This is a genomic window from Pseudomonas sp. NPDC086112 (assembly GCF_044746425.1).
Lineage (GTDB): Bacteria > Pseudomonadota > Gammaproteobacteria > Pseudomonadales > Pseudomonadaceae > Aquipseudomonas.
On the sequence record NZ_JBIVCD010000010.1, the window covers coordinates 132,493 to 154,533 of the forward strand.

14 protein-coding genes and 1 pseudogene are annotated in these 22,041 nt (G+C 58.2%); 9 read left to right on the plus strand and 6 right to left on the minus strand.

The window, feature by feature from the left end; all coding sequences use genetic code 11:
- Window positions 1-663, minus strand: a pseudogene (locus ACIPLA_RS10235) (trifunctional transcriptional regulator/proline dehydrogenase/L-glutamate gamma-semialdehyde dehydrogenase); the annotation flags it as partial.
- Between the two features lie 461 nt (window positions 664-1,124).
- Between ACIPLA_RS10235 and putP the strand changes: the two are divergent.
- From putP to ACIPLA_RS10280, 9 genes are all read left to right on the plus strand, one after another.
- Complete coding sequence (gene putP / locus ACIPLA_RS10240) at window positions 1,125-2,609, plus strand: sodium/proline symporter PutP (protein WP_192346819.1); 1,485 nt, start codon at window positions 1,125-1,127, stop codon at window positions 2,607-2,609.
- A gap of 362 nt (window positions 2,610-2,971) precedes the next feature.
- Window positions 2,972-4,990, plus strand: coding sequence for a type VI secretion system tip protein VgrG (locus ACIPLA_RS10245; RefSeq protein ID WP_401173058.1), 2,019 nt, complete (start codon window positions 2,972-2,974; stop codon window positions 4,988-4,990).
- Window positions 4,980-5,717, plus strand: a complete 738-nt coding sequence (locus ACIPLA_RS10250) for a DUF4123 domain-containing protein (protein ID WP_401173059.1) — start codon at window positions 4,980-4,982, stop codon at window positions 5,715-5,717. Before ACIPLA_RS10245 ends, ACIPLA_RS10250 begins: the two co-directional genes overlap by 11 nt.
- On the plus strand, window positions 5,717-10,372 hold the full coding sequence (locus ACIPLA_RS10255; protein ID WP_401173060.1) for an RHS repeat-associated core domain-containing protein: 4,656 nt from the start codon (window positions 5,717-5,719) through the stop codon (window positions 10,370-10,372). Before ACIPLA_RS10250 ends, ACIPLA_RS10255 begins: the two co-directional genes overlap by 1 nt.
- The gene (locus tag ACIPLA_RS10260; RefSeq protein ID WP_401173061.1) at window positions 10,372-10,659 is read left to right on the plus strand and encodes a contact-dependent growth inhibition system immunity protein; all 288 of its coding nucleotides are present in this window, start codon (window positions 10,372-10,374) and stop codon (window positions 10,657-10,659) included. The genes ACIPLA_RS10255 and ACIPLA_RS10260 overlap by 1 nt, the downstream gene beginning before the upstream one ends.
- A gap of 130 nt (window positions 10,660-10,789) precedes the next feature.
- Window positions 10,790-11,221, plus strand: coding sequence for a hypothetical protein (locus ACIPLA_RS10265; RefSeq protein ID WP_401173062.1), 432 nt, complete (start codon window positions 10,790-10,792; stop codon window positions 11,219-11,221).
- Window positions 11,221-11,637: a hypothetical protein gene (locus ACIPLA_RS10270; protein WP_401173063.1), complete on the plus strand. Its 417-nt coding sequence runs from the start codon at window positions 11,221-11,223 to the stop codon at window positions 11,635-11,637. The genes ACIPLA_RS10265 and ACIPLA_RS10270 overlap by 1 nt, the downstream gene beginning before the upstream one ends.
- Before the next feature lie 404 nt (window positions 11,638-12,041).
- A complete protein-coding gene (locus tag ACIPLA_RS10275; protein WP_401173064.1) occupies window positions 12,042-12,365 on the plus strand; it encodes a hypothetical protein in 324 nt (107 codons plus the stop codon).
- A gap of 389 nt (window positions 12,366-12,754) precedes the next feature.
- Window positions 12,755-13,591: a 23S rRNA (adenine(2030)-N(6))-methyltransferase RlmJ gene (locus tag ACIPLA_RS10280; RefSeq protein WP_401173065.1), complete on the plus strand. Its 837-nt coding sequence runs from the start codon at window positions 12,755-12,757 to the stop codon at window positions 13,589-13,591.
- A gap of 126 nt (window positions 13,592-13,717) precedes the next feature.
- Here the strand turns inward: ACIPLA_RS10280 and msrA are convergent, their stop codons facing one another.
- The 5 genes from msrA to ACIPLA_RS10305 form a co-directional block, all read right to left on the minus strand.
- Entirely contained in the window at window positions 13,718-14,365 is a 648-nt protein-coding gene (msrA, locus tag ACIPLA_RS10285; protein ID WP_401173066.1) for a peptide-methionine (S)-S-oxide reductase MsrA, read from the minus strand.
- A 197-nt stretch (window positions 14,366-14,562) separates the two neighbouring features.
- Window positions 14,563-17,256, minus strand: a complete 2,694-nt coding sequence (locus ACIPLA_RS10290) for a bifunctional diguanylate cyclase/phosphodiesterase (protein ID WP_218397119.1) — start codon at window positions 17,254-17,256, stop codon at window positions 14,563-14,565.
- A 238-nt stretch (window positions 17,257-17,494) separates the two neighbouring features.
- Window positions 17,495-18,889 carry an alkaline phosphatase D family protein gene (locus tag ACIPLA_RS10295; protein WP_401173067.1) on the minus strand — a complete coding sequence of 465 codons (1,395 nt, stop codon included), beginning with the start codon at window positions 18,887-18,889 and terminating at the stop codon, window positions 17,495-17,497.
- Window positions 18,890-19,374: 485 nt separating this feature from the next.
- Window positions 19,375-21,333 carry a dihydrolipoyllysine-residue acetyltransferase gene (gene aceF / locus ACIPLA_RS10300; protein WP_401173068.1) on the minus strand — a complete coding sequence of 653 codons (1,959 nt, stop codon included), beginning with the start codon at window positions 21,331-21,333 and terminating at the stop codon, window positions 19,375-19,377.
- 11 nt (window positions 21,334-21,344) lie between these two features.
- A partial coding sequence (locus ACIPLA_RS10305; protein ID WP_401173069.1) for a transketolase-like TK C-terminal-containing protein occupies window positions 21,345-22,041 on the minus strand: 697 nt, incomplete at its 5' end.

The following is a 22,041-nucleotide window of genomic DNA, read 5'->3' on the forward strand; positions in this document are numbered from 1 at the left end:
GTGGGTGGCGACCAGTTTGCCGGTCAGCAGCAAGCCCCAGGTGGCGGCGTTGACGAACAGCGACGGGCTGTTGCCCAAGTGCGGCTGCCAGTTGCCGGTGCTGATTTTGTCGCGGATCAGCGCGTCACGGGTGCCTTTGTCCGGAATACGCAACAGCGCTTCGGCCAGGCACATCAGCGCTACGCCTTCCTGGGACGACAGGGAAAATTCCTGCAACAGGCCCTGAACAATCCCGGCACGGCCGCCGGCGCTTTTCTGATTGCGCAATTTCTCGGCAATCGAGGCGGCGAGCTTGTTGGTGGCTTCCGCCATCGCTGCCGGCAGGCGCGCCTGCTCGATCAGCATCGGCACCACTTCAGGTTCCGGGCGACGGTAGGCGGCAGTGATAGACGCGCGCAGCACCGATTGCGGGAGGATGCTTTCAGCGAACTCCAGGAAGCATTGATGAGCGTGATCGACGTGGATCTCGCCCGCTTCGTCAACTTCCTTGCCGTTCAAACCGTTCAGCTCGGACAGGGTTGCACCACCCTCGAGTTTTTCCAGGTAATTGAAAATTGCCTGCTTGATCAGCCAGTGCGGCGTGCGATCAATCGAGGTCGCGGCGGCCTTGAGGCGTTCGCGGGTCGGGTCGTCAAGTTTGACCCCAAGAGTGGTGGTAGCCATATTTTTATCCTCATGTTTGCCACGACCGCGTGGCATCAGCTGGCGGCAAGATTAGCTGTGCGTCGGTCGAGGTGCAACCGGGTGCAACCCTTTTTTTGCCGGAATAATAAGCAGCTCGTCAGGAAACTGATTCTGGTACATCCCTCCCGCGCCGGCTTGGTGCTTTTACTTCTAGCGCAACCCGAAAAACGCCCTGAAAAGGAGCAAAAACCGACCCTTTTCAGGAAAATCCGACTAGGTGCAACTTATTCGCACGAAACTGGTTGCACCTTATTTGCTTTGTTGAATAGCATTCGCGGCCAAGGTGCAACCGGTCAAAAAGATCGGTGTGCCGGCTGATGGCTTTCCTGGGGAAACATCAGTCATAAATGCGCGGGACCCCGAATCGTCCGTCAAACGTCGTCGTTTGCGAGCGGTTCACCAGCCGCTGCTACATAAAAACAATGCCAGGGCGTAACTCAATGAGCGTAAGCAATCCAACCCTGATCACGTTCGTGATCTACATCGCAGCAATGGTGCTGATCGGCTTCATGGCCTATCGCTCCACCAACAACCTTTCTGACTACATTCTGGGCGGTCGTAGCCTGGGCAGCGTCGTGACCGCGCTTTCTGCCGGTGCTTCCGACATGAGCGGCTGGTTGTTGATGGGCCTGCCGGGCGCTATCTACATGTCCGGTCTTTCCGAAAGCTGGATCGCCATCGGCCTGATCATCGGTGCTTACCTGAACTGGCTGTTCGTCGCCGGCCGTCTGCGTGTGCAGACCGAGCACAACGGCGATGCACTGACCCTGCCGGATTACTTCTCTAGCCGTTTTGAAGATAAAAGCGGCCTGCTGCGGATCATCTCTGCGGTCGTGATCCTGGTGTTCTTCACCATCTACTGCGCTTCCGGCATCGTGGCCGGCGCCCGTCTGTTCGAAAGTACCTTCGGCATGTCCTACGAGACAGCGCTGTGGGCCGGTGCTGCGGCGACGATTGCCTACACCTTCGTCGGTGGTTTTCTGGCAGTGAGCTGGACGGACACCGTACAAGCCACACTGATGATCTTCGCCCTGCTGCTGACGCCGATCATCGTGCTGCTGGCGACCGGCGGCATCGATACCACGTTCCTGGCCATCGAAGCGCAAGACGCCAGCAACTTCGACATGCTGAAAAACACCACCTTTATCGGCATCATCTCGCTGATGGGCTGGGGGCTGGGCTATTTCGGCCAGCCGCACATCCTGGCGCGTTTCATGGCGGCGGATTCGGTCAAGTCGATCGCCAACGCCCGTCGCATCTCCATGACCTGGATGATCCTGTGCCTGGGCGGCACCGTCGCGGTAGGTTTCTTCGGTATCGCTTACTTCTCGGCAAACCCTGCCGTGGCGATGCCAGTGAGTGAAAACCACGAGCGTGTATTCATCGAACTGGCAAAAATCCTGTTCAACCCGTGGGTTGCCGGAGTACTGCTGTCGGCCATTCTGGCGGCGGTAATGAGTACGCTGAGCTGCCAGCTGCTGGTGTGCTCGAGCGCCCTGACCGAAGACTTCTACAAAACCTTCCTGCGTAAAAGCGCTTCCCAGGTTGAACTGGTCTGGGTCGGTCGCGCCATGGTGCTGCTGGTTGCCCTGATTGCCATCGCGATGGCGGCTAACCCGGAAAACCGTGTACTGGGTCTGGTCAGCTACGCTTGGGCTGGTTTCGGTGCTGCGTTCGGTCCGGTTGTCCTGATCTCCGTGATCTGGAAAGACATGACCCGCAACGGCGCACTGGCCGGCATCCTGGTCGGCGCGATCACCGTGATCGTCTGGAAACACTTCGAACTGCTGGGCCTGTACGAAATCATCCCTGGTTTCATCTTCGCCAGCCTGGCGATCTACATCGTCAGCAAGCTGGGCACGCCGACTCACGGCATGCTTCAGCGCTTTGCGGCTGCCGAGGCAGATTTCCGCCTGAACAAGTGATGGGGATGAGCTGAGGCTCTGATCTGTTGCCGAACATGAAAACGGCCCGCTTCCTGGATGGAGGCGGGCCGTTTTTTTGGTTTGCAGGATAAGGGTCGGTGTTTTTAATGCCGCCTTCGCGGGCAAGCCTCGCTCCTACAGGATTTGTGTTCGCCGCAGCACTGTAGGAGCGAGGCTTGCCCGCGAAGAGGTCATCCGCTGCAACACACTACTTTTGCAGGGAATGTCTGTAGCCAAATATCCCGATTTTTGAAGGAAAAATCCCTAAAAAAGTAGGGCGAATCTGATTTCCTTGTCCCCCCGTCAACACCCCTTGTCGCTCATGCAGAATCGCCCGCCTTCATTCTGCAGAGACACATCGGATGTTCGCGCCTGCCAATCAACCGCGTTTCACGTTGACCCTCGACGGCGTCCAGAATGAGCTCAAGGTACTTGAGTTCACGGGCAAGGAAGCCATCAGCCAACCCTATCGCTTTGACCTGGAACTGGTCAGCGAACGGCCCGACATTGACCTCGAAAGCCTGCTGCACCGTCAGGCATTTCTGAGTTTCGATGCACAAGGTTCCGGTATTCACGGTCAGATTTTTCGCGTTGGCCAGAGCGATTCCGGCCAACGTCTGACGGGCTATCAAATCAGTCTCGTACCGCGTCTGGCGTACCTCGGTCAGCGTATCAATCAGCGGATTTTCCAGCACAAAAGCGTGCCGGCCATCGTCACGCAAATCCTCAAAGACCACGGCATCCAGCGTGATGCCTTCGAGTTCCGGCTCGGCAGCGACTACCCCGAGCGCGAGTACTGCGTGCAGTACGCCGAAAGCGATCTGGCATTCATTCAGCGTCTGTGTGCCGAGATCGGCATTCACTACCATTTCCAGCACAGCCCCGACGGGCACTTGCTGGTATTCGGCGATGACCAGACGGTTTTCCGTCGGCTACCCGAGCCGACGCTGTACTTGCCAGGCAGCGGGATGGCGGCGGATGCGCCGGCGATCAAGCGTTTCAACGTGCGCCTGGAAACCCGTACTACGGCGGTCACTCGCCGGGACTACGACTTCCGTAAACCGCGTTTGCAACTCGAAAGCCACCTCGACAGCGAACAGCGACCGGTGCTTGAGGACTACCACTTCCCCGGCCAATTCACCGATCGCGAACACGGTAAACATCTGGCTCAACGGGCCTTGGAGCGCCACGGCGCGGATTACCGCCAAGCCGAAGGTCGCGGCGACGAATCTGCTTTGGTCAGTGGGCATTTCCTACACCTCGCCGAACACCCGCGTCAGACGTGGAATGACCTGTGGTTGATCACTGAAATTGAACACCGTGGCCGGCAGCCGCAGGTCCTTGAAGAGTCGGCCACCAGCGACAGCCCGGATGATTTCCAGGGTTATCGCAATTCCTTTCTGGCGACGCCGTGGGACGTTGCTTTTCGCCCCGCGCTGGGGCCGGAAAAGCCACGCATGCTCGGCTATCAACCTGCCGTGGTCACCGGCCCGACTGACAGCGAAATCCATTGCGACGAGTATGGTCGGGTCAAGGTTCAACTGGCCTGGGACCGTGACGGTCAGCTCAACGAGCATTCCAGTTGCTGGCTGCGTGTCGCGACTGGCTGGGCGCACGAGCGCTACGGCAGCGTGATGATTCCGCGCGTCGGCATGGAAGTGCTGGTGGGATTCGTCGATGCCGATGCCGACAAGCCGCTGGTCATGGGGTGCCTGCCCAACGCCGCGACCCCGGTGCCCCTCGATTTGCCAGCGGACAAGACCCGCAGCATTCTCCGTAGCCAAAGTAGTCCCGGTGGCGGTGGTTACAACGAATTGCGCATCGAGGATCGCAAAGGCGCCGAGGAAATCTACCTGCGTGCCCAGCGAAACTGGACTCAGCATGTACTGAATGATCAGCAGGTGCAGGTCGACAACCAGCGCAGCATCGTCGTCACCGGCACCGCCCGCCATGAGCTGAAGGCTGACGAAAAACGCATCACCCACGGTCAGCGCCAGACTGAGGTGCGACTTGATGATCATTTGGTGGTGGTCGGCGACCGGCACATTCGCGTGACCAGTCAGGCCCTCAACGCCAGCCAGCAATTCCACGTCAGCGCCGGCCAGCAAGTGGTCATCGACGGCGGCGCCAGCGCGACCATTCAGGCGGGCGGGCAGTGGATCAACATCGGCCCTGGCGGGATTTTCAGTAGCGTGCCGATTGTGGTCGGTGGTGCACCGATGGCGGCCATGGCCGCTGCACCGAGCTTGCCGGATGTTCCGTTGAAACTCGCCGCCGCCCCGGCGGCGCTGCTCAGTGCTGCACAGATCCTTAGCCTGCAAAGTGACGCGCCATTTTGCGAAGAGTGTGAGCGCTGCAAGGACGGTGTCTGTGCCGCCTGATGCCTTGTCACCTCACGCCTGGCTGGAGCGCCAGCCGCTGCAACCGGCAGAGCAACTGTTCGCGATTTTCAGCAGTGCCAGTGCCGCGGAACCGTTCAAAGCCTGGCAACGCTCGATCACCGCTCAAGCGCCGAGCCCGATTTGGGCCGACACCGCGTATGCGGAGTGGGAAGCGGTGATGCCCTATGTCGGAATCGTCGCTGTTGGTAGTGAGTTTCTGGAGTGGGTCGCTACGACCAAGTCCCGCGATTGGGGTTGGCTGGCAGTTTCTTCTGCCTCTCAAGAAGTGCTGGTCGAGCATTTGCGCAGCCTCACTCAAGTTTTTTTGCCCAACGGCAACGCGGTGTTTTTCCGTTTCTGGGATGGGCGTTATTTGTTGTCGATTCTTCGGTCTGCCGAGGTTAACGCCACGCAGTTAATGCCTGTCATCGACCGTTGTTTGATCAACGGGCAACCGCTCGATATCGGCGGCAGTGCATTGAAAACCGCCAGGGGTTTTCCGTGGTGGGAAGTTTCTGAATCGCTGCTCAAACACCTCGTCACTGAGTCCGCCACAACCCGCATCAACAACTTGATGAAGTGGTTGAGCGAGGACCGCCCTGATCTTTATGAGGCGTTTTCCGAAAGTATTTTGCGGCGCAAGGCCGCGAGTTTTCTTGAGGCGCCGGACCTGCCCCAAGCACCGAAACAAGCGTTGGTGGATTACCTGATGGCGGAGCTGAGCTGATGGATCAGATTGTGCGCATCGAGCAGGAGCTCGACAGTTTTCCAGACACCCTGACGCTCTACCGCGAACAGCTCAAACACTGGTTCAGTCGGGTGGCGGATAAGGCCAGTCATGCCGCCGATTTGCCTTCGCTGATGGGCATGGAGCGGATCATCCGGTTTGGCAATGCCAGCACCGTCGTGAGCAGTGGCGATGACGACTTTTTCTCCACCGTCGTGCAGTGCCCGAAAGGTGGAAAGCTCGAGATCGAAAGCAAGTTTGAATCGGTTTATGACATTCCAGTCGGCAATATTCAGGTCGATGTGGTTGCGCAAGAGAGCGGGATGTCGACGCCGGTCACGCTCGATAAAAACGGAAAGGGGACGTTCCGAGGGGACGAGGGCAAGTTCTACCGCATTCACGTCCACCACGAAGTCACACCGCAGCACGTTGAAGATCTTTTCTCTTCCTACAACGGCCTGACGAAGGAACTTGAGAAATGGCTGCGTGATGAATGGCAGACGTTCAAGCCGAAGTGGTCGGAATCCTCTTCGGTTGCTGTAGGCAATGGATTGCTCGCGGGAAGTTGGGCGGCAATTGAAGGTGTGTGGGACGGCATCAGCCTGCTTTCGGACATTCTCAAGGATCCGGCGAAGTTCGCAGAGCGGTTGGGTGAAAGCGCCGCAGCACTGGAGAAGCTCGCAACAACCGCACCGGATGTCATGGAAAAAGCCCAGCTGCTAGCCAGTGACGAAGCGGCGCTGTGTTTGCTGGTGCGCAGCGCCAGCCTTTGGTTGGACATGCTGCCACCGAGCGAAATCGCTGGAAAAACCGCCGAGGCGGTGTCGATGGTGGTGGTGCAGCTGTTGATCGACATCCTGATTGGCATCGTCCTGACGTTCGCCGGGGCGGGCGCTGGCATCGCCTATTTGACGATGCGTTTGGCTGATCGAGCCGCGCAGTTACTCAGTGCCGTTCTGCGTCTCGTGAAGGCGATTTTCACGATCATCAATAACTTCATCAGCTACATCGACCGCTACAAAAAAGTCGCTGCGCGTGGCATCGCGGCGGGCTTGAAGAAAGGCCGGATGCAACTGCGCTGGGATGCCAAACGCAACACCACGCTCAAGCAAAACGAACACCACGACGATGTCCCGGATCAGGCAAAAAACCCCAACGACGACAGCGCCACGTGCGCGCCGTCCACCTGCAAAAATGGTTGCCCGGTGTCGATGGTCACCGGCGAAGAACTGCTGACTCTCACTGATGGTTCGCTGGACGGCATCCTGCCGTTCGACTTCACCCGGCTCTACCGCACCAGCGCCGCCGAGATCGATGGTGGCCTGGGTTTCGGCTGGAGCCATTCGTTATCCCATCGCCTGGAAATCGACGGCGACACGGTCATCTGGATCGACCACGAAAACCGTCGCACCACCTTCCCGCTGCCATCCATTGAGCGCCCGGCGATCCACAACAGCCTCTCGCGCGCGGCGATTTATCTCGGTGCTGACCCCGAGGAACTGATCCTCGCCCAGGCCGGCGAAGAAACCCGTTTCTACCACTTTCGTAACGGTTTTCTGACCACGATCAGCGACGCGTACGACAACCGCTTGCGCATCACCCGCGACCGCCAGCAGCGCATCCAGCGCCTCGACAACGGCGCCGGTCGTGCCTTGCTGTTGCGCTATGAGCGCAGCCATCTGATCGCCGTCGACTATCAGGTGTTTGTCCCGGCGCAGACCCTCGATGAGGCCTGGCATACCGAGCAAACGCTGGTCAGTTACCGCTACGACGAATGCGCTCAACTGATCGAGGCGAGCAACGCCGCCGGCGAGAGCGAACGCTACGACTACGACGATCAGCACGTGATTTTGCAGCGGCAACTGGCCGGTGGGGCGAGTTTCTTTTGGGAGTGGGAAAGGTCCGGCAAAGCGGCCAGATGTGTTCGCCACTGGGCGTCGTTTTCGCAGATGGACACGCGTTATGTCTGGGATGACCAGGGCAGCGTCACCGTCCAGAACCTCGATGGCAGCGAAGAGGTGTATGTCCACGACGACCGGGCGCGGCTGGTGCGCAAAGTCGAGCTGGATGGCGGCGCACACCTCAAGGCCTATGACGAACAGGGGCGGTTGATAGCCGAGCAGGATCCGCTCGGGGCCGTCACCGAATACCGTTACGACGAAGTCGGACGCTTGGCGGCTCTGATTCCACCGGAAGACGAGCCAACGGCCTACGAGTATCGCAATGGTTTCCTGCATGCGCGCTATCGCGGCAAAGCGGTGTGGAAATATCAGCGCAATGCCCAGGGGGATGTCACCGAAGCGACCGATCCCGATGGCCAGGTCACCCATTATCACTACGACGCTCAGGGGCGTTTGCTGTCGATCCGCTACCCGGACACCAGTCGGCATGTGTTCGTCTGGAATGCCTTGGGCCAGTTGCTTGAGGAAACGCTGCCGGATGGCGGCCAGCGGCGCTTTTCCTACGATGCACTGGGCCGAAGGATTACCCGTCAGGACGAACACGGTGCCGTTACTCGTTACCAATGGGACGCCGTCGGCCGACTGATCCAGACGACTTTGCCTACCGGCGCCACGCGCGGGTTCAGCTACAACGCCTACGGCCAGATCACCGCCGAACGCGACGAACTGGGTCGCGTCACCCGCTACGAATACGCCGACGACCTGCACCTGGTCAGCCGCCGCCTCAACCCCGACGGCACCCAGCTCCAATACCGCTACGACAACGCGCAGCTGCTGCTCACGGACATTGAAAACGAAGCCGGCGAACACTATCGGCTGGACTACACCCCCGGCGGATTGATCCGACAGGAAACCGGCTTCGACGGCCAGCGCACCGCGTACGCCTACGACCTCAACGGCCACCTGCGGGAAAAAACCGAGTTCGGCGATGACGGCTCGCAGCTAATCACCGGCTATCAGCGGGACTCGGCCGGACGCCTATTGGTCAAAACCCTGCCCGACGGCATCCAGGTCGAGTATCGCTACGACAGCCTTGGCCGATTGATCGGCGTCGACGACGGTCACGACCACCCGCTGGAATTCGAATACGACCAGCAGGACCGGCTGATCACCGAGCACCAGGGTTGGGGCACGCTGCGTTATGGCTACGACGCCTGCGGCCAGCTCAACCGCCTGCGCCTGCCGGATGGCAGCAAACTCGACTACCGCCACGCCAAGGGTGGCGCGCTGACGGCCATCGACCTTAATGGCGCGCGGCTTACGTCGCACAACTTCCTCGCCGGTCGCGAACAAAACCGCCAACAGGGCCTGCTGCTCAGCGAATATGCCTACGACGACCAGGGCCGACTGAAGGCCCACGCCGTCAGCCAACAGCAAAAAAACCTGTACCGCCGCGACTATGCCTACAGCGCCAACGGCAATCTCGACCACATCGCCGACAGCCGTCATGGCCAGCGCAACTACCAGTACGATCCGCTCAACCGCCTGATCCGCGTGCGCCACACTCGCGACCAGCCGCCGGAAAGTTTTGCCCACGACCCGGCGGGCAACCTGCTGATGCAGGACCGTCCCGGCGCGGCGACCGTTAAGGGCAATCGCCTGCTGATGCAGGGCGACCGGCATTACGACTACGACGCCTTCGGCAATCTGATCCGCGAGCGTCGCGGCACCGGGCAGAAACTCGTCACCGAATACCGCTACGACGGCCAGCACCGGTTGGTGGGCATCACGTTGCCCGATGGAAGCTGTACGAGTTATCGCTACGACGCCTTCGGCCGCCGCATCGCCAAAACGGTCGACGGCAAGACTACCGAGTTCTTCTGGCAGGGCGACAATCTCGTCGCCGAAAGCAGCCGCGAGCATTACCGCAGCTACATCTACGAACCCGGCACCTTCCGCCCCCTCGCCATGCTCGACGGCAAAGGCCCGAAAAAGGCCTGCCCGTTCTACTACCAGCTCGATCACCTTGGGACGCCTCAGGAACTGACGGACTTTGGTGGCGAGATTGTCTGGTCGGCGAGGTACAACGCCTACGGGAAAGTCACGCGCCTGGAGTTCGGCGGGGGCGAGCAGCTCGAGCAACCGCTGCGCTTTCAGGGGCAGTACTTCGACGCCGAGAGCGGTCTGCACTACAACCGGCATCGGTACTATGATCCGGAGGTTGGACGGTACCTGACGCCTGATCCGATCAAGTTGGCGGGTGGGCTGAACCAGTATCAATACACGCCGAATCCGACGGGGTGGGTTGACCCGTTGGGGTTGGCATGCAACCCGTGTCCTGGCGATAGAGATATCGCTGGGCCGTATAGTGAAATTGTTCCGGGAGGTGGCTTACGTGCACACGAGGCCCGGGGAGGTCACCTAATTGAAAAACACATTGGCCGATCTGATGCTCAGTTAGCTCAACGGCTTGAAGATGAGCCATGGCTTGGCAGGGCTTCTACTTTCTATGATCGGGCGACGGCAGAAAAAGCTATGTCTAGTGTGATAGCTACTAATAAGGCGGTGATTGAAAAATTCATAAAGAGTAGAGACAAGCAGATCATTATTAGTGACTCAGCCCCCTATCCAGTAGGCGTCGTTTTAAGGCGAAGGGCTTCTGAAGTGAAGCCTGTATCCGGGGTGTATCTACTTTTACGCAAGGACAAACAAATGTCGGGCGGCTATCGAATCCATACAGGGTATGCAGAATAATGAGTACAAAATTTCCGACACTGTTCCAGTTTTTGGCTGGGTATTTCCATGAAGATTGGTGCTGTGATCACGCGTCAGAAGATGATGTCGTCCGGGCGTTCGCTGCAGAATCATCTCAGGAACGGATTTCTCAAGTGAAGGATGAGCTGCAGGTGGTATTGCGAACTGTCCAGAGCGAAGAGGAGTTACAGACATTTTTATTTGAAGAAATGGGATGTGCCTACTACTACCCCTATGCGTGGCCATCAGGAAAAGCTTGGTTGGAGCATGTTTTTGACATGCTTTAGAAAGTGCCTTGCTTAATTTGCGGCACGCATGTCGTGGGTATGTGTAGAAAAAATAAATCCGTCCCTTTTGTCCGATTTGTGAGGCTGATGTCGGTTACGGAGGTGACGTGCATGAAAAAAGGAAATTATTTTGATAGTTGAGTTTCTTCGGGACATTTTTAGTAGATATAAAAAGGATGCTGAAGTGCGAATTGCGGATACGAATGGAGCGGAAAATTCGAGCTCCGCTGTTCAGCAGCAATCCACTCAGTGCGAACTTCATGGTGAAAGCAAAAAGTGGAGAGCCGTTCCAAGCTCTAAGTTTATAAGCTATAGGGCGCAGCTGAATGCTTATAATGAAGCGATGACAAGGGAGACTAGAAAAATGTCTCGTTTTACTGGGGAGGATAGTAAAGGAAATTTGTTAGTAAGAATGGAGGCTGAAAATATAGGTCAGGGATATGAGCCTAATCCTTTAGATCCAGAAAATCCGCGTTTCATTCCTCAGATGAATGCCTTTGAGATGAAATTCGACTTTGAGACACTGCAGCCTATAGCGCTTTATCCGATAGAGAAAATCTAATGCTGATGCATCCGTATTTGAATGTTCCATATAACCCAAGCCTTGGGCACTTTCTCGGTGGGTTCGATATATATGATCGCGAGGAGAGTCTTGGGGTTGAGTTGTCGGCGTTCGACCCTGACTGTCCTTCAGATAGAGAGTTTTTAATATCTCGGTTTATTGTCAGGCGTTTCGCTGCATTGAGTTATCGGCACAAGTTTGTTTTGTTTTTTGTGTTGGGAGAGGCTCTTGATAGTGGCTCGAGTGTTTTTTCTGAGATTTTTGAACATGATCCGATGTCTCCCTCCTTACTCCCTCCTGGGTGGAATGAAATGAAAAATCCGAGGGCGTTTTTTGAAGATGTGTACCTTAAGTTGTCCGAGGCGTGGGTTGATGATCTGTATAAAGCGAGTCAGGAGGATTTTTCAACTTGGTGAGTGTTTTCTCGGATTTTTAATTTGTTGGTGCTTGCTAACTTGACCATGCACGATGTCAAGGGTAGCGAAATTTCCGGGCAAGCCCGTCGGAAGTTTCCTTCAACTCGTATCGGTTTCCATGAACTGGTGCGAAATGTTTTCCATCGATAGTCTTTGGTGGTCACTGAAAACTCAGTGGCGGGGTGTAGGAACCCTTCAAAGTCGTTGGAAATGTATTGGCGTCGAAGCTTGGTTTGCGGCCGTTAACGTGCGTCCGTAAGATCAGTTGCGGCGGTTGTGCGCGGGCACGCTTCGGCGTGGTCGAGTTTTCCAAAGGCCTCGATATTCCTACCCCGCGCATAGCTGCCACCCTAGCCTGTAGGAAGGCTGACGGCAGTTCCTATTTTTTGCCTTTGGAACTGATTATGAAAACTCTTCACCCCGATCCACCCTACGAAAAACCAATCCCCCACCCCGACAACCGCTTCATGGCCCTAACCGGCAATTGCACCGACATGCCCACGCTGTTCGTCGATACCCACGCGCCGCTCGATGTTTTATACGACGCTGCCAACTATCGAATTCGCGCAGTCACGCAGGTGCTGGAGAACATGTCGATGCGCGGTTCGGTTGAGTGTGAGTCGTTCATTCTTAGTGACTTCGCTTTGCTCTGTGCCATTCCATTGCGCGATGGGTGTGATGTGCTGGATGTGATTGGGCGGCGGTTGCAGGCTCGGCCTTCGGACTAGAGCCGAGCGGCTTTTGTGGCGAGGGAGCTTGCTCCGGTTGGGCTGCGGAGTGGCCCCAGAACCTGCGATCCGGTTTTGCCAGGCAAACCGCGGTGTTTGGTTTGGCGACTGCTGCGCAGTCGAACGGGGGCGAGCCCCCTCGCCACAGGGTTTTGTGGTGGTCTCAGGTTTCTTGGGGCTGCTGCGCAGCCCAGCGGGAGCAAGCTCCCTCGCCACAAGAGCAAGATCAAGTTCAAAAGATCGCAGCCTTCGGCAGCTCCTACAGGGGGTTGTGATCACGCCCTTGCTCTTGCGTTGGGATGATTGCCGCGCAGATTGTCCGCTCGGCTGTGAGGTCCTGACGTTCGGCCCCGTACAAGGTAAACTTCCCGGCCTTCGCAGGAGCAATCATGAATTATCGTCACGCCTTCCATGCCGGCAATCACGCCGATGTGTTCAAACACCTGACTTTGACCCGCCTCATCGCCTTGATGTCGCGCAAGGAGCAGCCGTTTGCCTATCTCGACACTCACGCCGGTATTGGTCTGTATGACCTGCAGGGCGATCAGGCGAGTCGTACCGGTGAGTACCTGGAAGGCATCGCGCGGTTGTGGGATCAGCCGGATTTGCCGGCGTTGACTGCCGATTACATGAAGGTGCTGCACGACATGAACCCGGATGGCCAGTTGCGCTATTACCCGGGGTCGCCGGAGTTGGCGCGGCGTCTGACGCGGCCGCAGGATCGGGTGATGCTCAACGAGAAGCACCCTGAAGATGGCTTGCTGCTCAAGGACAACATGGCCGGTGATCGTCGGGTGAAGGTTCACTTGGGTGAAGGCTGGCATGTGCCACGGGCGATGTTGCCGGTGCAGGAGAAGCGGGCGGTGATGTTGATTGATCCGCCGTTCGAGCAGCTTGATGAGATGCAGCGTTGTGCGGCGTCGATGAAAGAAGCGATTGGCCGGATGCGCCAGACGGTGGCGGCGATCTGGTACCCGGTGAAGGATCAGCGCATGTTGCGGCGGTTCTATCAGGATCTGGCCGGCACGGGCGCGCCGAAGTTGTTGCGGGTTGAGTTGCTGGTGCATCCGCTGGATACGCCTAACAGCTTGAATGGTTCGGGGTTGGCGATTGCCAATCCGCCGTGGGGGCTGGAAGAGGAATTGCGTGAGTTGCTGCCGTGGTTGTCCAAGAAGCTTGGGCAGACCCAGGGTGGGTGGCAGATGGATTGGTTGATTGCCGAATAGGGTCAATCGACAAGCAGGATCAAAAGATCGCAGCCTCGTTTCACTCGACAGCTCCTACATCGCAATGCGAATTCCCTGTAGGAGCTGTCGAGTGAAACGAGGCTGCGATCTTTTGCTTTTTGGGATTTAGATCGGGCAGGTCACGCCTGTACCGCCAATTCCGCAATACCCTTCAGGGTTCTTGGCCAGGTATTGCTGGTGGTACGCCTCGGCGAAGTAGAACGTCGGGGCTTCTTCGATTTCGGTGGTGATGGTGCCTTTGCCAGCCTTGGTCAATTCGGCCTGGAACACTTGCTTGCTGTGTTCGGCCGCCGCCAGTTGAGTCGGGTTGGTGGCGTAGATCACCGAGCGGTATTGGGTGCCGATATCATTGCCCTGGCGCATGCCCTGGGTCGGGTTGTGCAGTTCCCAGAACATCTTCAGCAACGCTTCGTAGCTGACTTTTGCCGGCTCGTAGACCACCAGTACCACTTCGCTGTGGCCGGTCAGGCCCGAACAGACTTCTTCATACGTCGGGTTCGGGGTAAAGCCGCCGGCGTAACCCACCGCTGTACTGACCACGCCTTCGCGCTGCCAGAACTTGCGCTCCGCGCCCCAGAAGCAGCCCAGGCCGAAGATCGCGAAATCCACGTCCATTGCGAACGGGCCCAGCAGCGGGGCGTCGTGGACAAAGTGTTTTTCCGGCACGGTCATTGGGGTTTCGCGGCCGGGCAGAGCTTGTTCTTTAGTTGGGAGCACGTTTTTGTTCACCAGGATTTCCGAGCGCAAGACCATGATCAGTCCTCTCAGTCAGGTTTGAATGTAAATACACAGACCACCAGTGTGCCCAATGATGCCAAGTTAATCACTACCCCTGTGGGAGCGGGCTTGCTCGCGAAGGCGGTGTGTCAGGCAATAATGATGTCGACTGTCACACCGCTTTCGCGAGCAAGCCCGCTCCCACAGGGTTTTGTGTATTGACTGAAATGATGTCAGGCGATCGGGCCGCGCGGATAGCGTTTGAGCTTTTCAATCAGCTCGGAACCGGGGATCGGTCGGTCGAACAGGTAGCCCTGGCCGACGTCGCAGCGGTGGCGGCGCAGGAAGGCCAACTGCTCGGCCGTCTCGATGCCTTCAGCCACGACCTTGAGTTTCAGGTTGTGGGCCATGGCGATCACCGCGGAGGTGATTTCCATGTCGTCCTGGTTGTCCGGGATTTCGTGGATGAAGCTTCGATCGATCTTGATGATGTCGATCGGGAATTTTTTCAAGTAACTGAGCGACGAGTAACCGGTGCCGAAGTCATCCATGGCCAGGGTCAGGCCCAGGCGCTTGAGCTGGTCGAGCTGTAAGTGGGTGTCTTCGGTGGCTTCCAGCAGCAGGCCTTCGGTCAGCTCCAGTTCCAGCAGATTCGCCGGCAGTTCTTCTTCCTTGAGGATGTTGGCGATGGACGCCACCAGGTCCGGGTCGGAGAACTGTTTGGGCGACAGGTTGATCGCCACTTGCAGATTACCCAGGCCGGCGGCGGTCAGTTCTTTGCTCATGCGGCAGGCCTGGCGGGCGATCCATTTGCCGATCGGGATGATCAGCCCGGTTTCTTCGGCGACGCTGATGAACTGGTCCGGGCGGATCATGCCTTTTTCCGGATGGTTCCAGCGCAGCAGCGCTTCCATGCCCAGCAAGCGACCGCTGCGCAGGCACAGCTTGGGCTGGTAGAACACATCCAGCTCGTTCTGGGTCAGGGCGCGGCGCAGGTTGTTCTCGACGAACAGCTTGTAGCTGGCCTCGGCATTCAGCGCTTCGGTGAACACTTGCACCTGATGTTTGCCGTTGGCCTTGGCCTTGTGCAGCGCCAGGCCGGCGTTGCGCATCAGCGTCTGGGGGTCGCGGCCGTGCAGCGGCGCGCAGGCCAGGCCCACGGAGCCGGTGACGCTGATCAGCTGGTTGTCGACGAACATCGGTTTGTCGAGGGTCGCCAGCAATTGGTTGGCGACCTGCTGGCCAGCCAAGAGGTCAGTGTCGTCCAGCAGCACTGCGAATTCGTTGCTGGCGAAACGCGCCAGACTGCCGCTCGGGCTCAGGCTGTTGCGTAGGCGCCGGGCCAGGCTGATCAGTAGTTTGTCGCCGGTCTGGTGGCCGAGGCTGTCGTTGATGCGTTTGAAGTTGTCGATGTCCACCAGCAGCAGGCTGATCGGCGTGTCGCTGTCTCGGGCGAAGCGTTCATCAAGGTTGCGGATGAACGCCGGGCGGTTGCCGAGGTTGGTCAGATTGTCGGTGTAAGCCAGGCGCTCGATGCGCTGCTGGGCGAGCTTGGTCTGGGTGATGTCTTCGTAGATGCCGATGTAGTGCGTCAGCTCACGGTTGTCGCCGTAGACCTTGGAAATCGACAGCTGGCCCCAGTAGGGTTCGAGGTTTTTGCGTCGGCTCTTGAACTCGCCCTGCCAGCTGTTGCTCTTGGCCAGCGCCGACGGCGCGTCGAACAACAGTTCGCTGAGGTTTTCCAGTGCCGGCAGTTCCGACAGCCGTTGGCCGTGGACTTCCTCGGTGGTGTACTGGGTAATCGCGGTAAAGCTTGGGTTGACGTATTCCACCACGCCATCGCAATTGACCAGCAGAAAGGCGTTGGCGCTTTGCTCTACCGCACGTTGGAACAGGTGCAGAGCGCTGGTGGCGGTGCGGCGGTTGTGGTTGTTGATGACCTGGGCGAACTGATCCGCCAGCTCACCGGCAAAGGCGATTTCGTCCGACTGCCAGGCGCGCGTCGCACCGATCTGCTCCAGGCAGAGCACGCCGACCACTTGGCCATCGACGCGGATGCTGGCGTCGAGCATGGCATTGACGTCGCGCGGGCGCAGGCTTTCGGCTATTTCCCGGGTGCGCGGGTCGCGCATGGCGTTGTGGGCGTCGATGGCACGGCCGGTGTGCAACGCTTCGAGGTAATCGGGGAAACCACTGGCATCGATCGGCTCCGGCAGTCGGTGATTGCGGGTGGCGCGGTGATAGGCTGAAATCGGCGTCAGTAGTGAGCCGTCGAGGTTCCACAGGCTGGCGCAGTCGATCTCATAGATGTCGCAGGCGCTGCGGGTGATCAGCTCGGCGGCTTCTTGCAGGGAATTGTTGGTGCTGTAGCGCTGGCGGGTCAGCAGCAGAATCAGATCTTGCTGGGCGCGCACCCGGTCCAGGTGCTGCAGTTGTTCCTGCTGGGCGCGCTGATTGAGTTCCAGGGCGATTTGCAGGCGTGAGTTCTGGGTTTCCAGATCCAGTACCGGCAGCAGCGGCTCATCGATGAACAGGCCGTCCACTACCATCAGATAGCCGCGCAGCAGGTGTCGATTGTGTTGTTTGTAAGCTTCGCCCAGTTCCAGCAGGCTCAGTACCCCTGCGGCGGTGTGCAAAGTGTAGCGGATCAGGTAATGCGGGCTTTCGGTGAGTTGCTGCTGGATCGTGTCATGCAGTTGATAGCGCGCTTCGGGCTCCATCAGGCTGGCGTAAGGCGAGCCGACCAGGGCGCAGAGCTCCACTGCCGGCAAGCCGAACTGTCGTTCGCAATTGGGGTCGAGAAACAGCAGCGCCCAGCTCGGTTCATTCAGCCGTTCGAAACGCAGCATGCCGAGCCGCGAGGGCACTGGCAACTGCGTCACTACCTCGGCCACCATACGGCTGGCGGCATCGGGTTGGCTCTTCATATGGAGGGAAACTCGCTTCGAATATGCTGATCGCGCCGGGCTCTCGCCCTCTTTACTGTTGTCTACGGCAAGGTTGCATCATTGCGACACCGACTGACAAGAGACATGAAGGCCAAGTGCTATAAGAATATGTCGGCAGGCGCGAAGATTTCTCCAGCGAGGCGTCGAAAAGTAATGTTGTGAGTCAAAAGATCGCAGCCTTCGGCAGCTCCTGCAAGGCTACGACCTTTTCCGTTAGTCAACGCAACCTGATGCTTATCGACTGCAGAAACTTGCCATCCCGATCGTGATAATTGATGCGGACCTGTTCAGCATTGACGACCAGATGCGCGAAGTTATCCTGGCTGATCACTTCACTGGTCAGCTCATGCCGATAATCTCCCGCGGCCGTTCGGGCCAACGTCTGGTCGAGGATGAAGGTCGATGCCTTGGCATACGGCAGCAGTTTGCTGTTGTACAGCGGTGAAGACACGATGGTGTGAACTTCAAAATCCGGGTCGGCGCTGTGAGTCAGGCGACTGGTCAGTGAGCCGTGGACATCGCCGGAAATGAACAAGACGTTTTTGATGCCGCGTGTACGAATCGTCTCCAGCAGCCGTAGTCGTTGTTCCGGGAAGGCTTTCCAGGCGTCATCGCCGTTAAGTTTGCGGTCGGGGTAGAACATGACGCTGGTGACCACGAATTTGACCCTGGCCGTGCTGTTGATCAACCATTTGAGCAGCGCCTGTTCCTGTTCTTCATCAAGGATGCGCCGGTCGTTGACCGACAGATTGCGTCGGGTTCGGCTGTCGGTGATAAACCATTCGATATCGCCATCGGAGAATTGATACCAATACCGTTGCAGTTTCTTGCTTACTTGCCCGTTGGCAAGCAACTCATAAGCAGGGCTGTGGCTGGCTTGATATAACTCATACGCCGCCATGGCGTTTTCGTATAAATAAGCATCGGCCTTGCTTTCATTGGCGGGCCAGTTGTCTTCAATTTCATGGTCATCGAGGATCATGTAAGTCGGCACGCCGGACATTAACTTCGAAATGTGCGGCTGAGAAAAAGCGGTGCGGTATTTGCTGAGGATGTCTTTGTATTCCCGGTCGGGGGCCACGAGGTTCAGGTCATCGACGTAGATTTGGTCGCCAGTCATCAGCATGGCGCTGATCGGCGGCTCGGCGCGTTCCGCCAGGCTTGTGATCGAGGCAAAGATCCGATCGCCCAAATGTGGAGCGAACGCAATGCCGGCGGTCATTCGCAGGTAACGACATGAGCCTGCGATATAGGCCCGTGGCGTGGTGGTTTTGCTGGATTGCGTGCGAAAGTGGTAGATCTCTCGCGGCCATTGCAGTGGCAGTTCCTGGATCGTCTCCACGGTATGCACCGGGCTCATGGGGCTGAACCAGCCCGCCTGGTATTCATAGGCGGTATCAGTGATGAGATCGTTGAGGGCAATCACATCGGACATGTCGCGCAAGATGGTCAGTTTTGCAAATACGCCCTTGGACCACTGTTCCTCACCGGCGCGTCGATAACGAATACCTGCAAATACCAAGGCGTCATTCTGCAATTCGCCGCGCAAGAAAATACGGGTGTGATTAGTTGTAGTGTGGCCAACAATAGGGCCAACAGTCGGTTTGAACATGTTCGAGTCCATTCGAAGTAATGCTAACTAAGCGGAATAAGTTATCGAAGTTTCTATTAGAAACTCTCCTAACTAAGACTAGTTATTGGTTCGCAAAAAATATCGGGCGGAAGTGGACTCGAGTTGTAGGCGGTGTAAGCCCTGAGTGTAGGAATAAAACTCGGAAGAGGGCCCAATGCCAGTCAGTTCAGCCCTAATGCGATCTGTAGCAGCTGCCGAGCCTGTGAGGCTGCGTTCGGCGGCGTAGCCGTCGTGAAACCGGCTAACGCGGTCTACCTGATGCACCGCAAGTTCTGATCTGACGACTGCTTCGCAGCCGAACGCAGCCTCGCAAGCTCGACAGCTGCTACCTGGAATGCTGAATCGGGCATGGCTTTCTTCAGGGCAAAAAAAGCCCCGCCAAATTGACGGGGTTGAGGTACGAGCGTGGCGCTCGGAAAACATTGAACGCGACTGGCCCTCCGGTTAAGGAGGGCCGGCCGGTGTTACAGCAGGATGGTGCGGATGTCCGCCAGCAGGTCGCTCAGACGCTTGGTGAAGCGTGCAGCAGCGGCGCCGTTGATCACACGGTGATCGTAGGACAGCGACAGCGGCAGCATCAGTTTTGGCTGGAAGGCTTTGCCGTCCCAGACTGGCTGGATGGTTGCCTTGGAAACACCGAGGATCGCCACTTCCGGCGCGTTGACGATCGGCGTGAAGCCGGTGCCGCCAATGTGGCCGAGGCTGGAAATGGTGAAGCAGGCGCCTTGCATGTCGTCAGCGGTGAGCTTTTTGTCGCGGGCTTTGGCGGCCAGCGCAGCGGCTTCGGCTGCCAGTTGCAACAGGCTCTTCTGGTCGACGTTCTTGATGACCGGTACCAGCAGGCCTTCAGGGGTGTCGACCGCGAAGCCGATGTTCACGTACTTCTTGCGGATAATCGCCTTGCCGCTTGGCGCCAGCGAACTGTTGAAGTCCGGCAGTTCCTTGAGCAGGTGCGCGCAGGATTTGAGCAGCAGCGGCAGGATGGTCAGCTTGACGCCAGCCTTCTCTGCAACGGCTTTCTGAGCGATACGGAACGCTTCCAGCTCGGTGATATCAGCCGAATCGAACTGAGTCACGTGCGGAATGTTCAACCAGCTGCGATGCAGGCTCGATGCGCCGATTTGCATCAGGCGAGTCATCGGCACTTCTTCGATTTCACCGAAGCGGCTGAAGTCCACGACCGGAATCGGCGGGATGCCCGCGCCACCGGTTGCGCCAGCCGCAGCGGCCGGTGCTTCCTTGGCCTTCTGCATCATGGCCTTGACGTAAACCTGCACGTCTTCTTTCAGGATGCGACCGTGCGGACCACTGGCGCCAACGGCGCTCAGCTCGACGCCGAATTCGCGGGCCAGTTGACGCACGGCAGGGCCAGCGTGAACTTTTGCGCCAGGCTTGGCTGGAGCAGCGGCAGGCGCAGCAGCAGGTGCGACCGAGGCCTGAGCAGCAGGTGCAGCGGCAGGAGCGCTCGGAGCAGCAGCGGCTGGAGCCGGAGCCGCAGCAGGTGCCGCGCCTTTGACTTTCAGCTTCAGGATCAGGTCGCCGGTACCGACTTCGTCATCCAGCTTGATGGAAACGCTTTCCACCACGCCAGCGGCAGGCGATGGAATTTCCATGCTCGCCTTGTCGGATTCCAGAGTGATCAGCGACTGGTCGGCAACGACGGTGTCGCCAGCCTTGACCAGAACTTCGATGATCTTGGCCTTGCCCGACGAGCCGATGTCCGGGACGTGAATGTCCTGAACAGTGTCGGCAACCGGAGCCGCCGGAGCCGCCGCGGCTGGCGCTGGAGCAGCGGCAGCGGGCGCAGCAGCCTGGGCTGGCGCGGCCGCGGCCGGTGCAGCAGCACCCTCCACTTCCAGGTCCAGAATCAGGTCGCCGGTGCCGACTTCGTCGTTGAGCTTGACGCTGATGGCCTTGACCACGCCAGCGGCAGGCGATGGAATTTCCATGCTGGCCTTGTCGGATTCCAGGGTGATCAGAGACTGATCAGCCTCGACCGTGTCGCCGACCTTGACCTGGATCTCGATGATCTGGGCCTTGCCCGACGAACCGATGTCCGGCACGTGTACTTGCTGAACGCTGGCAGCAGCAGGCGCTGCCGCTGGAGCGGCCGGCGCTTTGGCGGCAGCAGGCGCAGCTTCAGCCTTGGCAGCTGGCGCAGCGGCAGGTGCAGGAGCCGGCGCAGCGGCACCTTCGACTTCTAGTTCCAGCAGCTCGTCGCCTTCTTTCAGGCGATCGCCCAGCTTCACTTTCAGGCTCTTGATGATACCGGCCTTCGGCGCAGGCACTTCCATGCTCGCCTTGTCCGACTCAAGTGTCAGGATGCTCTGGTCGGCTTCGATACGGTCGCCGACCTTCACAAACAGTTCAATTACTTCACCTTCACCGCTGCCGATGTCAGGTACGCGAATGAGTTCGCTCACAGAGTGTCTCCTCAGCAGTCCAGTGGGTTGCGTTTTTCCGGGTTGATACCGAACTTGGCGATGGCTTCAGCCACCACTTTAGGTTCGATATCACCACGGTCAGCCAAGGCTTCCAGGGCTGCCAACACCACGAAATGACGGTCGACTTCGAAGAAGTGACGCAGCTTCTTGCGGCTGTCACTGCGGCCGAAACCATCGGTGCCCAGGACTTTGAATTCCTTGGACGGGACCCACTGACGAATTTGCTCAGCGAACAGCTTCATGTAGTCGGTAGAGGCGATGACCGGACCTTTACGGCCGTTCAGGCACTCTTCCACATAGCTCAGCTTAGGCTTCTGGCCCGGGTGCAGACGGTTGGTGCGCTCGACGGCCAGGCCGTCGCGACGCAGTTCGTTGAAGCTGGTAACGCTCCACACGTCGGCGCCGACGTTGAACTGTTCACGCAGGATCTTCGCCGCTTCACGGACTTCACGCAGGATGGTGCCGGAGCCCATCAGCTGAACGTGATGCGCCGCTTCGCGGGTGTCTTCCTCGAGCAGGTACATGCCTTTCTTGATGCCTTCTTCGGCACCGGCCGGCATGGCGGGCTGCTGGTAGGATTCGTTCATTACGGTGATGTAGTAGAAGACGTCCTGTTGCTCTTCGGTCATCTTCTTCATGCCGTCCTGAATGATCACCGCCAGCTCGTAGCCGTAGGTTGGATCGTAG